At 60.2% G+C, this 19,765-nt stretch carries 23 protein-coding genes; 17 read left to right on the top strand and 6 right to left on the bottom strand.

Annotation, left to right across the window (positions count from 1 at the left end; translation table 11 throughout):
* Window positions 1–12 precede the first annotated feature (12 nt).
* Together ACJ8MK_RS21750 and uriH are read right to left on the bottom strand one after the other, a co-directional pair.
* The gene (locus ACJ8MK_RS21750) at window positions 13–1,695 is read right to left on the bottom strand and encodes a Wzy polymerase domain-containing protein (protein WP_442518054.1); all 1,683 of its coding nucleotides are present in this window, start codon (window positions 1,693–1,695) and stop codon (window positions 13–15) included.
* 691 nt (window positions 1,696–2,386) lie between these two features.
* Entirely contained in the window at window positions 2,387–3,328 is a 942-nt protein-coding gene (uriH, locus tag ACJ8MK_RS21745) for a uridine-preferring nucleoside hydrolase UriH (protein ID WP_033636166.1), read from the bottom strand.
* A 207-nt stretch (window positions 3,329–3,535) separates the two neighbouring features.
* Between uriH and ACJ8MK_RS21740 the strand changes: the two genes are divergently transcribed.
* Window positions 3,536–3,811: a zinc ribbon domain-containing protein gene (locus ACJ8MK_RS21740; protein ID WP_041036845.1), complete on the top strand. Its 276-nt coding sequence runs from the start codon at window positions 3,536–3,538 to the stop codon at window positions 3,809–3,811.
* A complete protein-coding gene (locus ACJ8MK_RS21735; RefSeq protein ID WP_442518053.1) occupies window positions 3,808–4,152 on the top strand; it encodes a hypothetical protein in 345 nt (114 codons plus the stop codon). Before ACJ8MK_RS21740 ends, ACJ8MK_RS21735 begins: the two co-directional genes overlap by 4 nt.
* Here ACJ8MK_RS21735 and aaeR read toward each other — a convergent pair.
* A complete protein-coding gene (aaeR, locus tag ACJ8MK_RS21730) occupies window positions 4,143–5,054 on the bottom strand; it encodes an HTH-type transcriptional activator AaeR (RefSeq protein WP_033636163.1) in 912 nt (303 codons plus the stop codon). The genes ACJ8MK_RS21735 and aaeR overlap by 10 nt on opposite strands.
* Before the next feature lie 314 nt (window positions 5,055–5,368).
* Between aaeR and aaeX the strand changes: the two genes are divergently transcribed.
* The 5 genes from aaeX (at window position 5,369) to ACJ8MK_RS21705 (ending at window position 9,529) form a co-directional block, all read left to right on the top strand.
* Complete coding sequence (aaeX, locus tag ACJ8MK_RS21725) at window positions 5,369–5,572, top strand: p-hydroxybenzoic acid efflux pump operon protein AaeX (RefSeq protein WP_039569422.1); 204 nt, start codon at window positions 5,369–5,371, stop codon at window positions 5,570–5,572.
* 7 nt (window positions 5,573–5,579) lie between these two features.
* Window positions 5,580–6,515 carry a p-hydroxybenzoic acid efflux pump subunit AaeA gene (gene aaeA, locus ACJ8MK_RS21720; RefSeq protein ID WP_033648981.1) on the top strand — a complete coding sequence of 312 codons (936 nt, stop codon included), beginning with the start codon at window positions 5,580–5,582 and terminating at the stop codon, window positions 6,513–6,515.
* A complete protein-coding gene (gene aaeB, locus ACJ8MK_RS21715; protein WP_049234171.1) occupies window positions 6,515–8,482 on the top strand; it encodes a p-hydroxybenzoic acid efflux pump subunit AaeB in 1,968 nt (655 codons plus the stop codon). Before aaeA ends, aaeB begins: the two co-directional genes overlap by 1 nt.
* Window positions 8,483–8,762: 280 nt before the next feature.
* Complete coding sequence (locus ACJ8MK_RS21710) at window positions 8,763–9,224, top strand: ribonuclease (RefSeq protein ID WP_047570407.1); 462 nt, start codon at window positions 8,763–8,765, stop codon at window positions 9,222–9,224.
* Window positions 9,225–9,229: 5 nt separating this feature from the next.
* Window positions 9,230–9,529 (top strand): barstar family protein, encoded by a 300-nt coding sequence (locus ACJ8MK_RS21705; RefSeq protein WP_060423064.1) that lies wholly within the window; start codon window positions 9,230–9,232, stop codon window positions 9,527–9,529.
* Window positions 9,530–9,559: 30 nt separating this feature from the next.
* Here ACJ8MK_RS21705 and yjgA read toward each other — a convergent pair whose 3' ends face one another.
* Entirely contained in the window at window positions 9,560–10,108 is a 549-nt protein-coding gene (gene yjgA, locus ACJ8MK_RS21700; protein ID WP_004936968.1) for a ribosome biogenesis factor YjgA, read from the bottom strand.
* A 179-nt stretch (window positions 10,109–10,287) separates the two neighbouring features.
* Between yjgA and pmbA the strand changes: the two genes are divergently transcribed.
* Window positions 10,288–11,628, top strand: coding sequence for a metalloprotease PmbA (gene pmbA, locus ACJ8MK_RS21695; RefSeq protein ID WP_041036841.1), 1,341 nt, complete (start codon window positions 10,288–10,290; stop codon window positions 11,626–11,628).
* A 138-nt stretch (window positions 11,629–11,766) separates the two neighbouring features.
* Complete coding sequence (cybC, locus tag ACJ8MK_RS21690) at window positions 11,767–12,153, top strand: cytochrome b562 (RefSeq protein WP_015379185.1); 387 nt, start codon at window positions 11,767–11,769, stop codon at window positions 12,151–12,153.
* Window positions 12,154–12,157: 4 nt separating this feature from the next.
* Here the strand turns inward: cybC and ACJ8MK_RS21685 are convergent, their stop codons facing one another.
* A complete protein-coding gene (locus tag ACJ8MK_RS21685; protein ID WP_025304388.1) occupies window positions 12,158–12,940 on the bottom strand; it encodes an AraC family transcriptional regulator in 783 nt (260 codons plus the stop codon).
* A gap of 290 nt (window positions 12,941–13,230) precedes the next feature.
* Between ACJ8MK_RS21685 and ACJ8MK_RS21680 the strand changes: the two genes are divergently transcribed.
* Genes ACJ8MK_RS21680 through ACJ8MK_RS21670 form a run of 3 tightly spaced genes read left to right on the top strand, consistent with a single transcriptional unit; the run spans window position 13,231 to window position 16,344 of the window.
* Entirely contained in the window at window positions 13,231–14,685 is a 1,455-nt protein-coding gene (locus ACJ8MK_RS21680; RefSeq protein ID WP_442518052.1) for an FAD/NAD(P)-binding protein, read from the top strand.
* On the top strand, window positions 14,682–15,563 hold the full coding sequence (locus tag ACJ8MK_RS21675; protein WP_033648989.1) for a formyltransferase family protein: 882 nt from the start codon (window positions 14,682–14,684) through the stop codon (window positions 15,561–15,563). The genes ACJ8MK_RS21680 and ACJ8MK_RS21675 overlap by 4 nt, the downstream gene beginning before the upstream one ends.
* Window positions 15,556–16,344, top strand: a complete 789-nt coding sequence (locus ACJ8MK_RS21670) for a sulfite exporter TauE/SafE family protein (RefSeq protein ID WP_033636153.1) — start codon at window positions 15,556–15,558, stop codon at window positions 16,342–16,344. The genes ACJ8MK_RS21675 and ACJ8MK_RS21670 overlap by 8 nt, the downstream gene beginning before the upstream one ends.
* Window positions 16,345–16,381: 37 nt before the next feature.
* On the opposite strand, the gene rnk is transcribed toward ACJ8MK_RS21670, so the two are convergent.
* Entirely contained in the window at window positions 16,382–16,792 is a 411-nt protein-coding gene (rnk, locus tag ACJ8MK_RS21665; protein WP_004936993.1) for a nucleoside diphosphate kinase regulator, read from the bottom strand.
* Window positions 16,793–17,236: 444 nt separating this feature from the next.
* On the opposite strand from rnk, the gene ACJ8MK_RS21660 reads away from it, so the two are divergent.
* The 5 genes from ACJ8MK_RS21660 to ACJ8MK_RS21640 are packed head-to-tail and all read left to right on the top strand — an operon-like array spanning window position 17,237 to window position 19,730.
* On the top strand, window positions 17,237–17,563 hold the full coding sequence (locus ACJ8MK_RS21660; protein WP_086557014.1) for a glycine dehydrogenase: 327 nt from the start codon (window positions 17,237–17,239) through the stop codon (window positions 17,561–17,563).
* Between the two features lie 36 nt (window positions 17,564–17,599).
* The gene (locus ACJ8MK_RS21655; RefSeq protein WP_033636151.1) at window positions 17,600–17,965 is read left to right on the top strand and encodes a glycine-rich SFCGS family protein; all 366 of its coding nucleotides are present in this window, start codon (window positions 17,600–17,602) and stop codon (window positions 17,963–17,965) included.
* The gene (locus ACJ8MK_RS21650; RefSeq protein WP_041036832.1) at window positions 17,965–18,261 is read left to right on the top strand and encodes a DUF4312 family protein; all 297 of its coding nucleotides are present in this window, start codon (window positions 17,965–17,967) and stop codon (window positions 18,259–18,261) included. The genes ACJ8MK_RS21655 and ACJ8MK_RS21650 overlap by 1 nt, the downstream gene beginning before the upstream one ends.
* Before the next feature lie 30 nt (window positions 18,262–18,291).
* Window positions 18,292–19,068, top strand: a complete 777-nt coding sequence (locus ACJ8MK_RS21645) for a DUF4311 domain-containing protein (protein ID WP_004937006.1) — start codon at window positions 18,292–18,294, stop codon at window positions 19,066–19,068.
* A gap of 11 nt (window positions 19,069–19,079) precedes the next feature.
* On the top strand, window positions 19,080–19,730 hold the full coding sequence (locus tag ACJ8MK_RS21640) for a DUF4310 family protein (RefSeq protein ID WP_442518051.1): 651 nt from the start codon (window positions 19,080–19,082) through the stop codon (window positions 19,728–19,730).
* Window positions 19,731–19,765: the final 35 nt, after the last annotated feature.

The raw sequence follows: 19,765 nt of genomic DNA, 5'->3' as shown, positions 1-19,765 counted from the left end.
ACCTTATTCTTCCTACCTAAACCGCGCATCCCGCGAAAACAGGAAAGCGGCTTCCCGCTGGCGGGCGTCTGCTTCCGCCTGAGCGCCCTGATAACGCAAAATCATGATCAGCGTGGCATAGACGTTGGCGTCGATACGGCGCTGCAGATAGGCATTGGCCCACTGCCGATAGCCGGTCAGCAGGGCATCATCGCGCGTTTGGTTATAGACCAGCAGCGCGTGAGATTGCTCGTCGAAGGTTTTGCGCTCCCGGTAGATCCAGGCGGCCGGCGGCGGCATCTGCTCGATGCTGTCGATGGTGGCCAGCATGGTGCGCTCCGATTGGGTGAGCGCCATGCGCCCTTGCCAGGCGAAGACCGCCATCACCAACATGCCGACTGCCGCCATCGCCACCGGCAGGCTCAGGGCTTTAGCGAACGGCAGCGGGCGCGGCTCGCCGGTTTGGCCGTCCAGCAGCGCCAGCAGCAGCAGAAACGCCAGCCAATGCGGCGCAGACAGATAGAAAGGGTATTCCAGCTGGGTGTGTACCAGCATTGGCAGCAGCACCAGAAACAGCCCGACGCGCGCACCGCCCGGCTGTTCGCGATCCCGTTGCCAGGCGCGTTTCAGCAGCAGCGCGCCGGCGACGAGGACGATAACGATCCCCGCCAGCGCCGGCAGGCCGCCCTCAACCCACCACAGCAGGATTTCATTGTGCGGATGCCCGGCGACTTCCAGCACTTCTCGCCAGGACATTTCCTGCAGACGGAAGTGCGCGAAGCTGTATTCAAAGCCGCCGTAGCCCCAGCCCAGCAGCGGTTTGGCCAGGATCATGGCGCCGACGTCATGCAGCATGGTCAGGCGCGCGCTGTTGGAAAGCTCCCGCCCGATCAGGCCGGCGCGGCTATCCAGGCCAAGGCCGGTGAACAGCACCGTGAGACCGGCCGCCACGCCCAACAGCAGCGCGCCGCCGGCCCAGCGGCTTGCGGCCGGGCGCTGACGGGCAAAACGCCACAGCAGCAGCGCCGCCGCCAGGGCGCCGCCCAGCCAGGCGGCGCGCGACTGGATCAGCACCAGCAGGGCGGAGAAAGCGGCCAGCAGGGCGAGCAGCGGGAGTTGCCGCCGCCGCGTCGGCGTGGAGAGGGGGGCAAGCAGCAGCCAGAGCGCCAAAGCCAGCCCGGTGGCGATAAAGCTGCCCAGCACGTTCGGCTGTTGGAAGACGCCATAGACCCGGCGGCCGTTGGGGGCCACCCAGGCCAGCGCGGGGGCGAACAGCTGCAGCGCCGCCAGCAATGCCTGAACGCTTACGGCGAACAGCAGGCCGTACAGCAACAGATCGCGTTGCCGGGCGGTGAGGCGCAGCTGCAGGCAGGCGACATAGAACAGCCAGCCACCGAGCAAACCGGCGCTGCGCCACAGGGCGTCTTCGCGCCACTCGGCGCGGGTATACAGCAGCGGCAGCGCCAGCACGGCGATGCCGAGCAGCAACAAGCGTGCGGTAGGGGTCAGCGAAAGCCGGGCGCGGCCAAGGCAAACGCTGGCGGTCACGAGCAGCGTGGTCAGCGCCATGGCGCTCCAGGCCAGAATGTTTTGCGGCAGCGCCAGGCCGCCGCCGCCCATGTTGGGGTGATAAAACGGCAGGATCGCCGCCATCCAGATCAGCAACAGGGGCAGCACGGCGATAGCCGGCGCGTTAATGGCGGTTTTATCGGTCATGGTGAACCTGCCATGTTTCGATATCGATCATTGAATGCATATTATTAGGATTCCCTATCCTTATCCTGGTGTTTAAATTCGCTGAAGCTTCAATACCTAAAATTTTTTATGGAAATTGAAAAGACTTCCTGTTGAAGCGATAAATAAGTTTTTCCCCTGTGAGCGCGGGGACGGTTTATATAAAAAGGGGTAAGCCGTATTTCAGTTGCCTGCAAAGGGTGTTTTATTTGTTTGAAAAAACAGGGTTGTCATTTTCTCAAATTCATCTTGCTCCAGTCAATTTTTAATCTTTTATTTTATTTTTGCATTAAAATCAAAACATTGGGATTTTTTGTATGTAGTAAAACGCCGTGTGTACGACAACGAACGCCTGGGCCGACAGGCGATGTAGCCAATGAGATAAGCATTTTCTTGTTAAATCGTTGTTGCCAATGACGGCACGGCGATCGTGGTTTTATTTACCGCTGTTTTTTATTTTTATTTTATATTTTCTTTATTGAACCTGTATTTATTTTCATTAAGATTCTTCTTGTTTTTTATTGGTTGTTTTTAAATTTTATTTAAATCCATTTTATTAAGATTGTTCTGTTACTGTGGAAATAAAGGGGTGATGATCCCCCTATCCCTGTTGCCGTGCCGCAAGACGGATTAACGCGCCTGTAAAAGCGCGTTAATCCACGCTTCACAGACCTCACTCCACTTCGCCAATCCGTTCCAGCGCATCCACCACCAGATCCCAGAATTTATCCTGATCCAGTTTGACCGCCACCTGAGTGTGGCAGTCCGGCGGCGGCGGCGCGCGGAAATCCGCGACCGTCATGCCCAACGTCAGGGTGCCGGTGAGTTCGATATCCACCGGCGCTTTGCGCACCGTCATCACGCTCGGATCGATCACGTAGGCGACGGCGCAAGGATCGTGTACCGGCGGGGCGCTGAAGCCCTGCGCCTGTTGGTACATACGGCCAAAGAATGCCAGCAGTTCGCCGACGAAGGCGGCCGGCCGGGTGCCGAGGGCGGCGATACGCGCGCAGACTGCCGGCGTGGCCAAAGCCTGGTGGGTAAGATCCAGCCCGACCATGGTCAGCGGCCATTTTTCGTTAAACACGATGTGCGCCGCCTCGGGATCGATTTTGATATTGAACTCCGCCACCGCGCTCCAGTTGCCCACATGGTAGCCGCCGCCCATCAGCACCACTTCCTTGACCCGCTCGGCAATGCGCGGCTCTTTGCGCACCGCCATGGCGATATTGGTCAGGCCGCCGGTCGGCACCAGCGTCACGCTGCCGGGCGGGTGGGCCATCACCGTATCGATGATCAGATCCACCGCGTGGCGCGAGTCCAACTGCAGGTGAGGTTCCGGCAGCACCGGGCCATCGAGGCCGGAATCGCCGTGGATATCGGGCGCCACTTCGATATTGCGCACCAGCGGGCGCGGGCAGCCGGCGGCGAAGGGCACGCCGGTAATATTGGCGATGCGCGCCACCGCCAGCGCGTTGCGCGTCACTTTGTCCAGCGTCTGATTACCCACCACGGTGGTGACCGCCAGCAGGTCGATCTGCGGATTGCCCCAGGCCAGCAACAGAGCGATGGCGTCGTCATGCCCCGGGTCACAGTCCAGTATGATTTTTTTCATGGTTATTCCTGATGTAGGGAGAGGTTCCCGCAGCATAACGCAGCGCGGCGGCGTGGGATAATGCCGAGGGTGCTTTTGTTAACGGCATCAAAGCCTTGCCACTTTTACGATGTAATGAAACGTAAAGCCTGCTCGCCGGGCTTTACCCTGGAGGTTACTCCAGGGTTTACAGTGAGCTTCAGCGTCAATGTACAGAGGAGAGGCGGGATGAGCTTACTGAAAAGGTTGTTGGGGCAAGGCGGTATTAACCGCGGTCATCAGCGCGCGGGCCACGGCGGCGGGCATCATGGCAACCGCTATAACCAGCATGGCGAGCCGGGGCCGCAGTGTCCGGAATGCCGGGCGGTGAATAAATCGGGCGCGCGTTATTGCCACCGCTGCGGTCAGCCGTTTGCCGCGCTGAGCGCCACCTGCGGCCAGTGCGCCGCGCCGCTGCCGCCGGGCAGCCGCTTTTGCCCGCAGTGCGGCGGCGGTGTGCCGTGAACCGGGGCGGTTGGACGCTAGCGCTGCTGCTGGGCGCCATGGCGCTATGGACGCTGCTGGCCTGGGGCGTAGCCGGCGTGCTGGCCTGGCTCCCGGCGTTGGCGGAAGCGGCCGGCGGCGTATCGCTGCCGGTGAACGGCGCGCTGAGCCTGATGCCGCAGGCGGTGCTGGACGCCTGGCTGCCGTGGCTGAAACAGCTGGGCAGCGGGCTGGCGAGCTATTTTCCTCTGCTGCTGAACTGGGCCGGCTACGCCGTCTGGCTGCTGTGGGGCCTCGGCATGCTGGCGCTGATGCTGCTGGGCGCGCTGGCGCACCGCTATTTGAGCGCCGCTCAGCGATAGCCCTGATAGACCGCCGCCACGCGTTCGAAATAGTCGGTTAGGTAGTTGATGCACACCTGCACCTTCAGCGGCAGTTTGTCCTTCTCGGTATAGAGCGCGTAGATCGGCCGCGGATCCGAATGGTAGCTTTTGAACAGGATCTCGATCTCGCCGCGCTTGATCTCTTCGATCACCCACATCAGCGGGGCGTAGGCGATGCCGGCGCCGTTTTTCAGCCAACGGATCATGGTGGAGGAGTCGTTGGTGACGAAGCGCCCCTGCGGGGAAATGCGCGTGGTGATGCCCTCCGGCGACATCAGTTCAAATTCGCTGTCGGGCCGCACGCTGTACTCGAGCCAGGAAAAGTTGACCATGTCGCTCGGCTTTTGCGGCGTGCCGTGCTGGCTAAGGTAGCTTTTGGCGGCGCACACCACCATCGGCATCTGCCCCAGGCGGCGGGAGAACAGGCTGGAGTCCTGCAGCTCACCGGTGCGGATCACCAGATCCAGCCCGTCGGTGATCAGATCCGGCGCCGGAATGCCGGTCACCAGGTTGACCGTCAGGCCAGGGTACTCTTTCATCATCTCGGCGGTCATGTTCGCCAGCACGTTTTGCGCCATGGTGGATGAGCTGCCGATGCGCAGCGTGCCAGCAGGGGTATTGTTAAACGCATACAGCTGCTCATGCACTTCGCTGACTTCCTGCAGCATGCGTCGGCAACCCTGATAGTAGATTTTGCCGGCCTCGGTCAGGCCGATGCTGCGCGTGCTGCGGTTCAACAGCTTGACCTGCAGCTCATTTTCCAGTTTCGAGACGGTTTGGCTGATCGATGAAACGCTCATGCCGAGTTGGCGCGCGGCCGCGGTAAACGACCCGAACTCAACCACTTTGGCGAATACCGACATCCGTTTTAATCTTTCCATTATTCACTCTGGCTTAAAAGTGATTTAGATCACAGATTGTTGATGCCTTGATAGTAAGCAGGCTAATATAACGTGGTCGGGTGAATAGACCTTACCAACGTGCGAGAGCGATCGGCAACGCAATCCTGCCGCTCCTCCGGCACCCTCGCAATCCCTGTCGTGGATGTCTGCCCCAAAGTTTAACCTTTTTTCGGGTTCGTGACCTGGACAAGCTGCCTGGTCAAGATTTGTGGCGCGCGCACGCTAAAATGTAAAGAGAATGTGAATGGCGAGACCTGTCTTTCCCCGGCGCAGTGAACAATAAGGAAAAAGTGATGAGTTTGCTTCCGGTTATGGTCATCTTCGGACTGTCGTTTCCGCCGGTGTTTTTCGAGCTGCTGGTGTCGCTGGCGCTGTTTTTCCTCATGCGCCGCCTGCTGCAGCCGACGGGGATTTACGATTTTGTCTGGCATCCGGCGCTGTTTAACACCGCGCTGTATTGCTGCTTGTTTTATCTGATTTCATGTCTTTTTGTTTGAGGTCGCTGTGAAAAATTTTTCGATAAAAATAACCCGAATCGCGATCACTTTGATTCTTGTGCTGCTGGGCATCGTCGCGGTATTCAAGGCCTGGGTGTTTTACACCGAGTCGCCGTGGACGCGTGACGCCAAGTTTACCGCCGACGTGGTGGCGATCGCGCCGGACGTCAGCGGCCTGCTGACCGATGTGCCGGTGGTGGATAACCAATTGGTGAAGAAAGGGCAGGTGCTGTTCGTGGTCGATCGGCCGCGCTATGAGCAGGCGCTGGCGCAAGCCAGTGCCGACGTCGCCTACTATCAGACGCTGGCGGCGGAAAAACGGCGCGAAGCCGGCCGCCGCGTGAAGTTGGGCGTGCAGGCGATGTCGCAGGAAGAAATCGACCAGTCGAACAACTCGCTGCAGACCGTGCAACACCAGCTGGCGAAGGCCGTGGCGACGCGTGAGCTGGCGCAGCTGGATCTGGAACGCACCACGGTGCGCGCTCCGGCCGATGGCTGGATCACCAACCTCAACGTACACGCCGGCGAATACATCACCCGCGGTTCGGTGGCGGTGGCGCTGGTGAAGAAAGACTCCTTCTACATCCTGGCGTACCTGGAAGAAACCAAGCTGAACGGCCTGAATAAGGGCGATCGCGCGGAGATCACCCCGCTCGGCAGCAACCGCATCATGCACGGCACCGTCGACAGCGTGGCGGCGGCGGTGAACAACAGCAGCAGCACGGTGAACAACAAAGGATTGGCCTCGATCGACAGCAACCTGGAGTGGGTGCGCCTGGCGCAGCGCGTGCCGGTGAAGATCCTGCTGGACGCCAAGGACCAACAGCATCCGTACCCGGCCGGCACCACCGCCACCGTGGTGATCGTCGGCAAGAACGATCGCAATGCCGACAGCGGCTCGCCTTTTGTGCGCCTGATGCACCGGCTGCGTGAGTTCGGCTAATGAACAGCCCAACCTTTATCCGGCTGAGATTCGCCTTCAAGCTCAGCTTCGCGATTGTGTTTGCGCTGTTCGTCGGCTTCCATCTCAATCTGGAAACCCCGCGCTGGTCGGCGATGACCGCCGCCATCGTCGCCGCCGGCCCGGCCTTTGCCGCCGGCGGTGAACCCTTCTCCGGCGCCATCCGCCACCGCGGCTGGCTGCGCATCATCGGCACCTTTATCGGCTGCTTCGTCGGCCTGCTCATTATCATCACCACCGCCCGCGCGCCGGTGGTGATGCTGCTGTTGTGCTGCATCTGGGCCGGTTTCTGCACCTGGCTCTCTTCACTGATCAAGGTCGAGAACTCCTACGCCTGGGGCCTGGCCGGCTATACCGCGCTGATCATCATCGTGACGGTCGCCACCAGCGAGGCCCATCTGCTGGAAGCGCCGCAGTTCGCCATCGAGCGTTGCAGCGAGATCGTGCTGGGGATCGTCAGCGCCGTATTGGCGGATCTGCTGTTCTCGCCGCGTTCGATCAAGCAGGATATCGATCGGGCGGTGGATCAGCTGCTGGTGGATCAATATCGCCTGATGCAGATGTGCATCAGCAACGCCGACAAAGAAGACATCGACCGCGCCTGGAGCAATCTGGTGAAGAGCACCACGGCGCTGGACGGCATGCGCAACAACCTGATGATGGAGTCTTCGCGCTGGCAGAAGGTCAATCGCCGGGTGAAGGCGCTGCATACCCTGTCGCTGACGCTGATTACCCAGGCTTGCGAAACCTACCTGATCCTGGTGAATCATCCGGACGTGCTGCAAGCGAGCCTGCGGGAGCAACTGATGGTGCCGGCGGAAACCCCGCAGGAGATCCACAGGCGCATGAAGCTGTTGCGCCAGGTGCTGACCACGCATCGCTCCGAAGAAACGCTGCCGACCCTCACCGGCTGGGTCGGCGCGGCAACGCGCTACCTGCTGCTGTCGAAGGGCGTACACACCAACGGTAGCATCAGCGCGGTGGAAGAGGACGTGTTGAGCAATGAAACCGTGGTCAAGCCGACCTCGGCGGAAGGGCATCATGCGATGATCAACGGCCTGCGCACCTTTGTGGCCACGGCCTTCGGCTGCCTGCTGTGGCTATGGACCGGCTGGACGTCCGGCAGCGGCTTTATGGTGATCATTGCGGTAATCACCTCGCTGGCGATGCGCACCCCGGCGCCGCGCATGGTGGCGATGGATTTCGTGCTGGGCATGCTGGCGGCGATCCCGGTCGGCTCCCTGTTCTTCATGGTGATCCTGCCGGCGACGCAGCAGAGCATTTTGCTGCTGTGTCTCAGCCTCGGCCTGCTGGCGTTCTTCATCGGCATTGAGGTGCAGAAGCGGCGGCTCGGTTCGCTGGGGCTGCTGGCAGGAACCATCAACATTCTGGTGTTGAGCAACCCGATGGAGTTCAACGTCACCCAGTTTCTCGATGGGGCGCTCGGCCAGTTCCTCGGCAGCTGCGTCGGGCTGATGGTGCTGCTGTTGATCCGCGACAATTCGCGCGAACGCACCGGCCGCACGTTGCTCAACCAGTTCGTCAGCAGCGCGGTGTCGGCGCTGACCACCAAGGCAGCGCGCCGTCGGCAGAACCACCTGCCTGCGTTGTATCAGCAGCTTAACCAACTGCTGATGATGTTCCCGAACGACATCGCCAAATATCGTCTGGCGCTGAACCTGATCATCGCCCACCAGCGGATGCAGCGGGCGGAGATTCCGGTCAGTGAAGAGCTGTCGGCTTTCCACCGCCAGATCCGCAGCACCGCCGATCGGGTGGTCTCGGCCAAAAACGACGTCAAGCGCGCCTATTACTACGATCGCTTGCTGGGTGAAATGAACGAGTACCAGCAAAAATTGGTAGACAATCAGGCGCCGCTCAGCGTCACCGGGCCGGTGAAGCGCCTGGCCGACATGCTGCATCGCTATCGCCACGCCTTGATCGATTGATGCGTTCCCGCCTGTTGCGCCGCGTTGTGTGGTGCCTTCCCCGACTATACTGAAAGCAGCGCCTGGCACGGCGGGCCGTCTCATGTGGGGCGGCCCGTTTTCAGAGCGACTCCGAGTGCCAGAACGGCTGGAAAGTGGCATCATTGTCATGAATGGATGAAACTCTTACCGCCGCGAAAATGTGACGTGCCGGCCATCTTAGTTTCATCCAGGTCGACTATATAGCTAACTAGCCTGGGGGCGCTGCGGCGCCTTCGGCGGCATAATTTCAGGGAATGTCATGAACAAGCGGATTCTGTTGGCGATTGTCATCGCCGTGGTCATCGCCGTCTTCAGCGCGCTGCGCGGCAACGAGCACCGTGCGATCGACGGCAACGCAGCGGTGGCGCCGGCGGGGCAGCAGCAGAGCATTGATCGGCTCACGCAGCAGCAAACGGTGGTGAGTTACCTGCAGCAGCATCAGCGGCTGCCGGGCTATTACGTCACCAAGAAGCAGGCGCGCGAGCAGGGCTGGGATCCGCGTTCAGGCAACCTCTGTGCGGTATTGCCGGGCAAGGCGATCGGCGGCGATCGGTTCTCTAACCGTGAAGGGCAACTGCCGAGCGCCGGCGGCCGGGTCTGGCGCGAAGCGGACATCAATTATCAGTGTGGCCGGCGCGGCGCCGATCGCCTGCTGTATTCGAGCGACGGTCTGATCTTCGTCACGCGCGACCATTACAAAAACTTCATTCGTGTGGAGTGAGTTTGATGGCAAAAGTAGAGTTTGATTTCGAACAGATCCAGGATGTGCCGACCTTCTACCGCGATTTCGCGCACAAGTTTGCGCTAGGCGAGGGGTTTGGCGCCAACCTCGACGCGCTGTGGGACGTGGTGACCGGCGATATCGGCCTGCCGGTGGAAATCGAGTTCACTCACCTGAATGCCCGCAGCAAGCGTCGTTTCGGCGCGATCATTCTGCTGTTTGAAGAGGCGGAAGAAGAGCTGGAAGGCAGCCTGCGTTTCAATATCCGCGAAAGCAGCGGCGAACCGGCCCATCACCGGGGATGAAACGGGTTCATCCCGGGATGGCGGCGGCGCTTAGTCGGCCGCTTCGGCCAGCTCGCGCAGGTATTGGAAGATCTGGCGGTAAGCCTTAGGCGGCTTGTTGGCGGCCTTCTCTTTCTGCGCGTTGCGCACCAGTGAACGCAGCTGTTGGCGATCGGCGGCCGGATACAGATCCAGGATCGACGGAATCACGTCATCGCCTTCTTCCACCAGACGGTCGCGCAGCGCTTCCAGCTTGTGGAACAGCGAAACCTGCTGGTTGTGGCGGTTTTTCAGCTTGTCGAGTGCGGTCTGGATCGGCTCGATATCGCGGGCGCGCAGCATCTTGCCGATCAGCTGCAGCTGACGGCGACGACCCTCTTTCTTGATCTTCTGCGCCAGCTCGATGGCGGCGCGCAAATCTTCGTCCAACGGGATGCGATCCAGCGCGTTTTTGCCCAGATCGACCATTTCGGCCCCCAGGTCTTTCAGCGCTTCGGCATCACGTTTAATCTCACTTTTACTGACCCAGATAATCTCGTCATCGTCCTCGTTTTCATTCTCCGGGACATCGTCGAGCCAGTCTTCAGGCTGTTTGTTCATGGTAGGCTCCGTTAAAAAGAGGCTAATCCTAACAGGTTGCCGGCTTTATGCGAAATTCAACGCGGTTCCTGTTAGACTCAACGGCAGAGATCTCAGGATTTTTGCGCGCCGCTCCGCGTGCACAACTACGCCGCTCCGGCACTTTTCTCAACGATTTTCTGATTAATTATGGCAGATTGATGAAAGTAGTCACTCAAGTTGCAGAACAGCGCAAGGCGCTGGAACAGGCCGTCTCTCAGGCGCTGGAGCTGGCCCGCGCCGGTTCCGACGCGGCGGAAGTCGCGGTCACCAAATCGACCGGCATCAGCGTCAGCACCCGCTTCGGCGAGGTGGAAAACGTCGAGTTCAACAGCGATGGCGCGCTGGGCATCACCGTGTATCACCGCCAGCGCAAAGGCAGCGCCTCTTCCACCGATCTCAGCCCGGACGCCATCGCCCGCACCGTACAGGCGGCGCTGGATATCGCGCGCTACACCTCTGAGGATCCTTGCGCCGGCCCGGCGGAGAAAGATCTGCTGGCGTTCGAGGCGCCGGATCTCGATCTGTTCCACCCGATCGAGCTGGACGCCGAGCGCGGCATCGAGATGGCGGCGCGCGCCGAGCAGGCTTCGCTGGCGGCGGACAAGCGCATCACCAACACCGAAGGCGGCAGCTTCAACAGCCACTACGGCATCAAGGTGTTCGGCAACAGCCACGGCATGCTGCAAAGCTACTGTTCCAGCCGCCACTCGCTGTCCAGCTGCGTCATTGCTGAGCAGGACGGCGATATGGAGCGGGATTACGCTTACACCATCGGCCGTGCGATGGGCGATCTGCAAAGCCCCGAGTGGGTGGGGCAGGAGTGTGCCCGCCGCACGCTGGCGCGTCTCGCGCCGCGCAAACTGTCGACCATGAAGGCGCCGGTGCTGTTCGCCTCCGAGGTGGCCACCGGGCTGTTCGGTCATCTGGTGGGCGCCATCAGCGGCAGCAGCGTTTACCGCAAATCGACCTTCCTGCTGGACTCGCTCGGCAAACAGATCCTGCCGGCGTGGCTGACCGTCGAAGAGCATCCGCACCTGCTGAAAGGGCTGGCGTCGACGCCGTTCGACAGCGAGGGCGTGCGCACCCAGCGGCGCGATATCGTCAAGGACGGCGTGCTGCAAACCTGGCTGATGACCAGCTACTCGGCGCGCAAGCTGGGCCTGCACAGCACCGGCCATGCCGGCGGCATCCATAACTGGCGCATTGCCGGGCAGGGCGCCGACTTCGCCGGCATGCTGAAACAGCTTGGCACCGGCCTGGTGGTCACCGAGCTGATGGGCCAGGGCGTCAGCGGCGTCACCGGCGATTACTCGCGCGGCGCCGCCGGTTTCTGGGTGGAAAACGGCGAGATCCAATATCCGGTCAGCGAGATCACCATCGCCGGCAACCTGAAAGACATGCTGCGCAACATCGTCAGCGTCGGCAGCGATATCGAAACCCGCAGCAATATCCAGTGCGGTTCGGTGCTGCTGCCGGAAATGAAGATCGCCGGTCAGTGATTCGCGGCGCGGCCGGCGTCCGCCGGTCGCGCGTTATCCCGTCTCAACCTTGCTTACAAATCTCCGGTTTCGGTTTTGCCCGGCCTTGCCTATGGTAACGGTGGGTTAATTAAAACAATAACTGGAAGGTGAGCAAACATGCAGAATACCCTGAAAGCGCTGGCGGCGTTGACGCTGCTGGCGGCCAGCTCGCTGGCGGTCGCCGCCGATCTGGGCGACGATATGGACACCCTGGCGGAAAACTACAAAACGGTGCTGAATACCGATTCCGCCGCCACCCTCAAACAGAGCCTGCAAAACATGCGCGCCGCCGCGCAGGACGCCAAACAGGGCACCCCGCCGAAGCTGGAAGACAAAGCCGCCGACAGCCCGGAGATGAAAGATTTTCGCAGCGGGTTGGATACCCTGATCGGCCAGATCGATCAGGCGCTGGCGCTGGCCAACCAGGGCAAAGTCGCCGAAGCGAAGCAGCTGGCGCAGGGATTCAAACAGACCCGCGACGCCAACCACAAGAAATTCCGCTAACCCGTCAACCGTCGCGCCCGTCTTCCGTCAGATAGGAGGAGGGCGCCTGCCCCAGCACGCGGCGAAACATGGTTGAAAACGCCGCGCTGCTGTCATATCCCATCTCCATCGCCACCTGCGTTACGCTGCGCCCTTCGGCCAGCAGCGCCAACGCCAGCACCACGCAGGCGCGCTGGCGCCATTGCGAAAACGGCAGGCCGGTCTGCGCGCGAAAGAAACGGCTGAAGGTGCGAATACTCATGTACAGACGAGGGGCCCACCGCTGCGCGGAGTCGTGGGCGTCGGGGTGCTGCAAAAAGGCACGGCACAGCTCGCCCAGCCGGGGATCGGCGGGCAGCGGGATGTGCAACGGCAAGGGTTGCAGCCGGGCCAGCTCATGCAGCAGCAGCGTTGCCAGCGCTCCGTCGCGCCCCTCTTGTTCATACTCCAGCGGCATATCCACCGCTGCCATCAACAGCTGGCGCATCAGCGGAGTGACGCTGACCACCTGACAGACCTGCGGCCGTTCGGCGGGCAACGCGCCGGGTTCGAGGTACAGGCTGCGGGTGGTGACGCCGACCATCCTCACCGCGTGCGGCATCTGCGGCGGCAGCCACACCGCGTGCTGCGGCGGGACGACCCAATTGCCTTGCTGCGTGAAAACGTGCATGACGCCGGTGGCGCCGTACAACAACTGCGCGCGCCGGTGGCTGTGCATCGGCAGCAGGTGCCCCGGCGGATAATCGGTGCCGATGGCGATCACCGCGCGCGTTACGTGGTCGATGTCATCAATGCGGACGTTGCGCATGTGTTCCCTTTGGCGGGCAGATTGGCCGAAACGCAATGATAGTTGGCCCTTCATATAAAGCAAGCCAACGGCCGTCGCCCTACTATCGGAGCAGAAAAATAACGCTTGTTCGGGGCGCCGCTATTTTATCGGCCATATAGCCCGTGCAAGTTTTCACACCGGGGTGGGACGAAGATTTTCGTTCTCGCAATACAAGAAGTTAATAAGGAATAAAGCGTCTTTTTATTCCAACACCTGAAGCAATAGTTCTTAGCGCAGTTCGCAGTTCAATGACTATAAGGTGATATTTCATGTATAAGTTCGGTGTGGTTGGCGGCGGAGCCGCCGGGATCGCTTTTGCGTATAACTTTATAAAAAATAAGTCGGTTAATCATTGCAAAAGGCCGCTTTCCCTGACGGTGTTCGACAAGCAGGGCTTCAAGGGCGGTATGGCATACAGCAGCGATTTTGACAGCCATATATTAAATATGACGCCGGAAAATATGTCGGCGGATATTTTCGACGATGCGCACTTCGTCGATTGGATCGCCATGCATTTCCCGCAATTTTGCCAGGATCGTTATCCGCCGCGCTGGCTGTATCGGGAATATCTCGATTTTATTCGCGACATGACGATTTATATGGCGGCGGACAGCAACGTAGCGCTGAATTTCATGACCGCCGAAGTGAATACCATCGCGCCGCTGGAGGCCGGCTACCGGCTGACCACCACCTGTGGCGGTGCCGAACAGATGAACGCGCTGGTGCTGTGTTCGGGGCACAACCCGCCGGAATGTCTCTATCCGGTGGATGGGGTGATCGCTTATCAGGCCCACCAGGATCTGCCGCCGATCAACCCTTATTCGAGCATCGGCGTGATCGGCTGCAGCCTGACGGCGATTGACGCCATCGTTGAGCTGATGGAGCGTCTGGGGGCGACCGACATCTGTGCCCTGTCGCGCTCGGGCCTGTTCCCCAGCGTGCAGCCGGCGCTGATGCGTCCGCCGCCGGAGGCGTTTGTGGAGGGGGTGCGGCGCTTTGTCGCCGGCCGCGATTTCATTGACGCGCACCAGCTGGTGCATGCGATCAACGCCGCGCTGGCGCGCCACTATCCGGGGCCGGAGCGGTTGACGGTGCTCTCGGCGCTGGGGGAAAGGCGCGATTGTTACCGCGATCTGGCGGAAAGCCTCGATCGCGCGCGTTTTGCCCGGGAGCATATCTGCAGCTATCTGGCGGTGATCCACCCGGCGGTGTGCGCCGCCTGGGTCAAGATGGATGCCAACAACCGGCAGGTCTTCATGCGCTTTTACAACTCCTCCTGGATGCGCAATCGGCACGCCATGCCGATCAAGAACGCCAACAAGATCGTGGCGGCGCTGGAGAGCCAACGCCTGCGCGCCTGTGGCGGCCTGGCGGATATCAGCAAGGGAACGGACGGGTTTATCCTTCGTTGCCATGAGGCGCGGGTACATGCGCAGTATCTGTTCAACTGCACCACGCCGTCCTATCAACTGCCGCCCAACCGTCTGAGCCAGCAACTGCTGCAAGACGGGCTGGTGCAAGAGAACCTGTTCGGCGGCGTGAAGTGCAACCCGCACACGCTGAAAATCGCCGACCGACGCGGCCGCGAGCAGCATCTCTACTCGCTCGGCGCGCCTGCCAAGGGCGATCTTTTTTACACCTCGGCGATGGAGTCCATCACGCGAGATATCAGCAAGATCGTGTTCAACAACCCTATTTTCAACGCAAAGAAGGCTGAAGCATGAAAAACGTAGCGCTCTTTGTCGGCAACGACATTTTCTCCTGGCTGGTGTGTCAGGATCTGATCGCCACCCTGAAGGGCGAGTGTGCCTTTACGGTGTATTTCCCCCTGGCGAAAAGCGCCGGGCGCACGCAGGAGCCGGCGGTTCGCCGCCTGGGGCTGTATGAGCGCGAAGTGCTGAACGATTTCGTGTTCCCGTTCGTTGGCCGCAACGCCGCCGCCTGCGAGGGGGCCTATCAGCCGCCGGCCCTGTTCCTGGCCGCCGCCGGGGTCAAAGCGCATCGCGTTCTCGACATCAATGACGCTGCGTTTATCAGCAGCCTGGGGCATATGGATGGGGTGATCTCCCTGCGCTGTTATCAGAAATTCTCCGCCGACTATGTGCGCGCCTTCAGCCGACGCGGCAAGCTGCTGTGGAACCTGCATCCGGGGGACTTGCCGCGTTATCGCGGGGTGATGACGCTGTTCCGCGCGTTGATGAACGGTGACAGGGACTGTGCGGTAACGCTGCATGAAATGGATGAGCACTGGGACGCCGGCCCGGTTATCGCCCGCCTGCCCGCCGAGCTGCGTCACGATCTGTCGTTCCTGGAAAACATGATGCTGTTGGGCGTGCAGAGTGGCTCCTTCCTGGCGCGTCAGCTGATGCGGGCGGAGCACAGCGAAGCGATAGCGGCGGAAAAGCAGGGCGATTCGCGCTATTGGGGCTTCCCGGACGCGCAGACGCTGGCGCAGGCGGAACAGGCGGGCATTGAGCTGGTGGACCATGACGCCGTGCGCGAGCAGTATCTGGGGCTGTTCGTCGGCGATCGTTTCCACCCGCTGGCGGGGCAGTTCTGCGCCGGGTTCGACGACTTCGTGCGGGCGCACGGCCATGATTGAAACCTTGATTGTACTGGGTGCCGGTTTTCTGACCGGCATCACCACCATTCTGTTCGGCTTCGGCGGCGGCTTTGTGGTGGTGCCCTTCGTCTATCACCTGATCTCCGCGTCGGGCGAGCAGCCCGGCCAGGCGATGCATATCGCGGTGGCGACCTCGACGGCGGTGATGATCCTCAACGCGAGTTACGCCACGCTGACCAACTGGCGCAGCGGCAACCTGCTGCGTGAAACCATCGTGCCGCTGATCTTTTTCATCGGCATCGGCGCGGCGCTGGGCGCGTTCGCCTCCTCGCTGCTGGCGGACGGCGTGATCCGCGGGCTGTTCGTGGCCTATATGGCGGTGACCATCGCCGACTGTCTGTTCCGCCGGGGTTTTTTGATCAAACCGGCGCGCGCCGAACTTTCCCCCGCCACGCTGTGGGGCGGCGGGCCGCTGATCGGCGGCATCGCCACCCTGCTGGGGGTGGGCGGCAGCGTGATGACGGTGCCGCTGCTGCGCCGCCATGGCTACGACATGAAGTATTGCGTCAGCGCCGCCAACCCGCTGTCGATCCCGGTGGCGGTGATCGGCGCGCTGATGTATATCGTGTTAGGGTGGCGCGAGATGAGCGGGCCGCAGTATCTGGGCTACGTCAATCTGAACGTTCTGGGGCTGCTGGTGGTGGCGGGGATTGCGGGGATCGTATTTGCCAGGCGCTGTTTGCCTAAGGTGAGCGATGCGCTGCATGCCAAAATCTACGTGCTGCTGCTGATCGCCGTGCTGATCGCTATCTGCGTCTGAAACAGAAAGGGCGGCCGGATGCCGCCCTGAGAACCGCTTAACGGTGGTATTCGCCCGCCGCTTCCGGCTGGTACAGCAATTCCAGCACTTCAATCCGCGCTTCTTCACCGTTCGGCAATTGCCAGGAAATCTGCTTGCCGACGTGCATGCCGAGCAGCGCTGCGCCCAGCGGCGCCATCACCGACAGCTGATCGTGGCTGTCTTTCAGCGATGCCGGGTAAACCAGCGTGCGCACGTGCTCTTCATCGGTGTGCAGATCGCGAAAACGCACGCGGCTGTTCATGGTCACCACGTTGGCCGGCATTTTCTCCGGCGGCAGGATTTCCGCGCGATCCAACTCGTCGTTCAGCGCGGCGGCGACGTCGGTGTTGGCAAAGGCCGGTTGTTCCAATAGCGCATCCAGGCGTTCCGCATCCAGCTCATTAATAGTAATGATGGGTTTGGTCATTCCACTCTCCAGTCAAATCAAAGGGTGCCAGTCTGTGCACCCATAAATTCGGAAAAACAACACAAAGCAACACCCCCGCGCCAGAGGAGCGGGGGTGTGGGTAATGTCGATTTGTCCCATTGATAGTAGGCTGTTGGGACGAGAAAAGAAAGAGATCCCGATCACGAAGGCTTTTATCGTCAATTGTGGCGAAAGAAACGGTTAGCCCGGTTATCTATTTGTTATCTCATTAACTTTTTCACCGCAGCGCCGTTTTGCGAAATGGATCCCCGCGCGTCATGCGATTTCCACTTCGAACTGGAAAAAACCGGTCTACACAGAAAATCCTACCGGGGGTAGGGTAAAGACATCACAGAAAGCGGATTATTCAGGTGATGCGCTTTACGGCTTACTGATTAATGTGGGATCTAGGGGTACTGAAAAGTGAATGATGGATCTGCTTCGATAAAAGAAATTGAACAATCCGATGTCAGCGCAGCCGGTGAGATCACCGCTCGGGTGTTGGCGGATATTGCCGCGATGCTGAATGCTGAAAATATTTATACCAATGCGGTGCAGCAACAGATGCTGGAATCGCATATTCGCGCCATGGTGCAGCGTTCAATAACCGGCGAGCCGTTGCCGGAGGTGGATAAATCGTTGTTCGACGAAATCTCCGCCGAATCCATGCAAATGGCGGAGCGCGTGGTGAATCAGTTTGGCACATTGCCTATCGAAGAAGCCTATTTATTGTCAGTGCACTTCGAAGTGGCGAAAGATAATAACGCATAGCGGTTAACGCATCGATTTCAATCAGGAGAATATACCATGGGTCAAATTACCGTAGTGATCGGCGATCGTTTGGGTAAAGGGCAAAAAGTCGGCCAGGGCGTTGAAAACGCAGGCGGAAAAGCGGTGGTTATCCCCGGCGTGGCGGCGGATATGAAGCTGGGTGACGTCATGAAAGCGGAAAACGCGCAGCTGGGCATCTCTTTTTGCGGCAGCGGCGGCGCCGGCGCGATTACCGCGCAAACCAAACACGGCTACAAAGCCAAATACGGCATGCGTTCGGTGGAAGAGGGCGTGACGGCAATTAACGAAGGCTGCAACGTGCTGGGCTTCGGCTTTATGGATAAAGAAGAGTTGGGCCAGAAATTGGTGGAAGCCTACATCAAAAAACATGGCAATCCATAATGAAAGAGCAATATACCACATCGGTAAAGGTGGAGGGTAAAGGCGACAGCAAAGCGAAAGCTTTTGCTTCCGCCTTGGCTAATGTGCAGGGTGCGGTATTAAAGTCCACCAACAATATTCTGCTGCGTATCGAGCCGCAGGACGTCAGCGTCGTGAGAGCGGAAGAGAAAATAACTAAAGAGAAATTTCTTTTCTTCTTTTTGCCGCGTGAAAGAAAGAGCTATGCCGTTTCTCTGGAAATAACCGTGAGCGTAACCATTATCAATACCGAGAAGGTTGTCTTCGTCACGAAATAAAAACGTTAGCATAAATGAAAGGGTATACTGATGTTTTTAATCATCTTATTTAAATCGATTATTATCGGTGGGCTGGTGGGGGTCGGCGTAGGGGCCGGCGCCGCACGCATGTTCCACGCGCCGACAACACAGGGCATGGGGGCGTTTCGCACCCTGGGCGAGCTGAATTCCTGCGAGGGCGATCCGGCTTCCCACTTCTCATTCGGTCTGGGCTTCTTCTTCAACGCCTGGGCGTCTTCCGTGGCGGCGGGTTCCTTCACGCAGGACGTCGACCACCGCATCATCCCGCACTGGGGCGCGGCGGCCCTGATGGTCAAGAACCGCAATCTGGCGCAAACGCTGCACGATCCGAAAAAAATGGCTATTGCCTGCGGCATCATCGGCATGCTGGTGGTGGCGTTCCTCAATACCACCGCTTCCGCCGTGCCGGCCGCGCTGCAGGTCACCGCGATCAAGGTGCTGGTGCCGGCGGCCAACCTGCTGGTGAACACCGTTATGCCGGTGATCTTCTGGCTGGCGGCGATCGACGCCGGGCGCCGTTCCGGCTTCTGGGGCACCATCTTCGGCGGCCTGGCGCAGCTGATCATGGGCAACGCCGTGCCGGGCCTGGTGCTGGGCATTCTGATCGGCAAAGGCGTGGAAGAGAGCGGCTGGAACAAGATCACCAAGATCATGATGGCGGTGATCGTGCTGCTGTTCGTGCTGAGCGGCTTCTTCCGCGGCTTCGACATGAAAGTTCTCGAGTCCTTCAGCCTCGGCGTGCCGGGCTGGCTGGACGCCATTCACAACACCCTGAGCGGTAAATAAGGAGCGGGATGATGGAAGAGCAAACCCAAAAAGGCTTCTGGTACGCCGACTGGTCATTCCCGATTTTTGTTGGCCTGTTGTCCTCCGGCGTGTTCGCCGGGACGCACATGTATTACCTCTACGGCATCGGCGCCTTTAACGAAGTGGCGTTCGTTTCCATGCTGCGGGCGGGGATGGATACCGGCGTATACGGCGCGGTGGCGGCGTTCGGCGCCAGCTTCCTGTTCGCGCGCATCATCGAAGGCTCACTAGTGGGCATCCTGGACATCGGCGGCGCGATCCAGACCGGCGTCGGGCTGGGCGTGCCGGCACTGCTGCTGGGGGCCGGCATCGTGTTCCCGGTCGCCAACTTCGCCGCTTCGCTGGTGACCGGCATGGTCATTGGCCTGGCGATCGGTTACGTGATCATTCTGGCGCGCAAATTCACCATCAATCAGAGCAACTCCACCTACGGGGCGGACGTGATGATGGGCGCGGGCAACTCGTCGGGCCGTTTCCTCGGGCCGTTGATCATCCTGTCGGCGATGACCGCCTCGATCCCGATCGGCATCGGTTCGCTGCTCGGCGCGCTGCTGTTTTATATCTGGGGTAAACCGATCACCGGCGGAGCGATCCTCGGCGCGATGATCCTGGGGGCGATCTTCCCGGTAGCCATTTCTTGAGAGGCCTGCGCCAGGCGCCGCCCGATGCGGCGGCG

This window comes from Serratia sp. CY38905, from assembly GCF_052168875.1.
Lineage (GTDB): Bacteria > Pseudomonadota > Gammaproteobacteria > Enterobacterales > Enterobacteriaceae > Serratia > Serratia sarumanii.
Note: the sequence above shows the minus strand (reverse complement) of the source record. Positions and strands in the feature narration are given on the sequence as shown.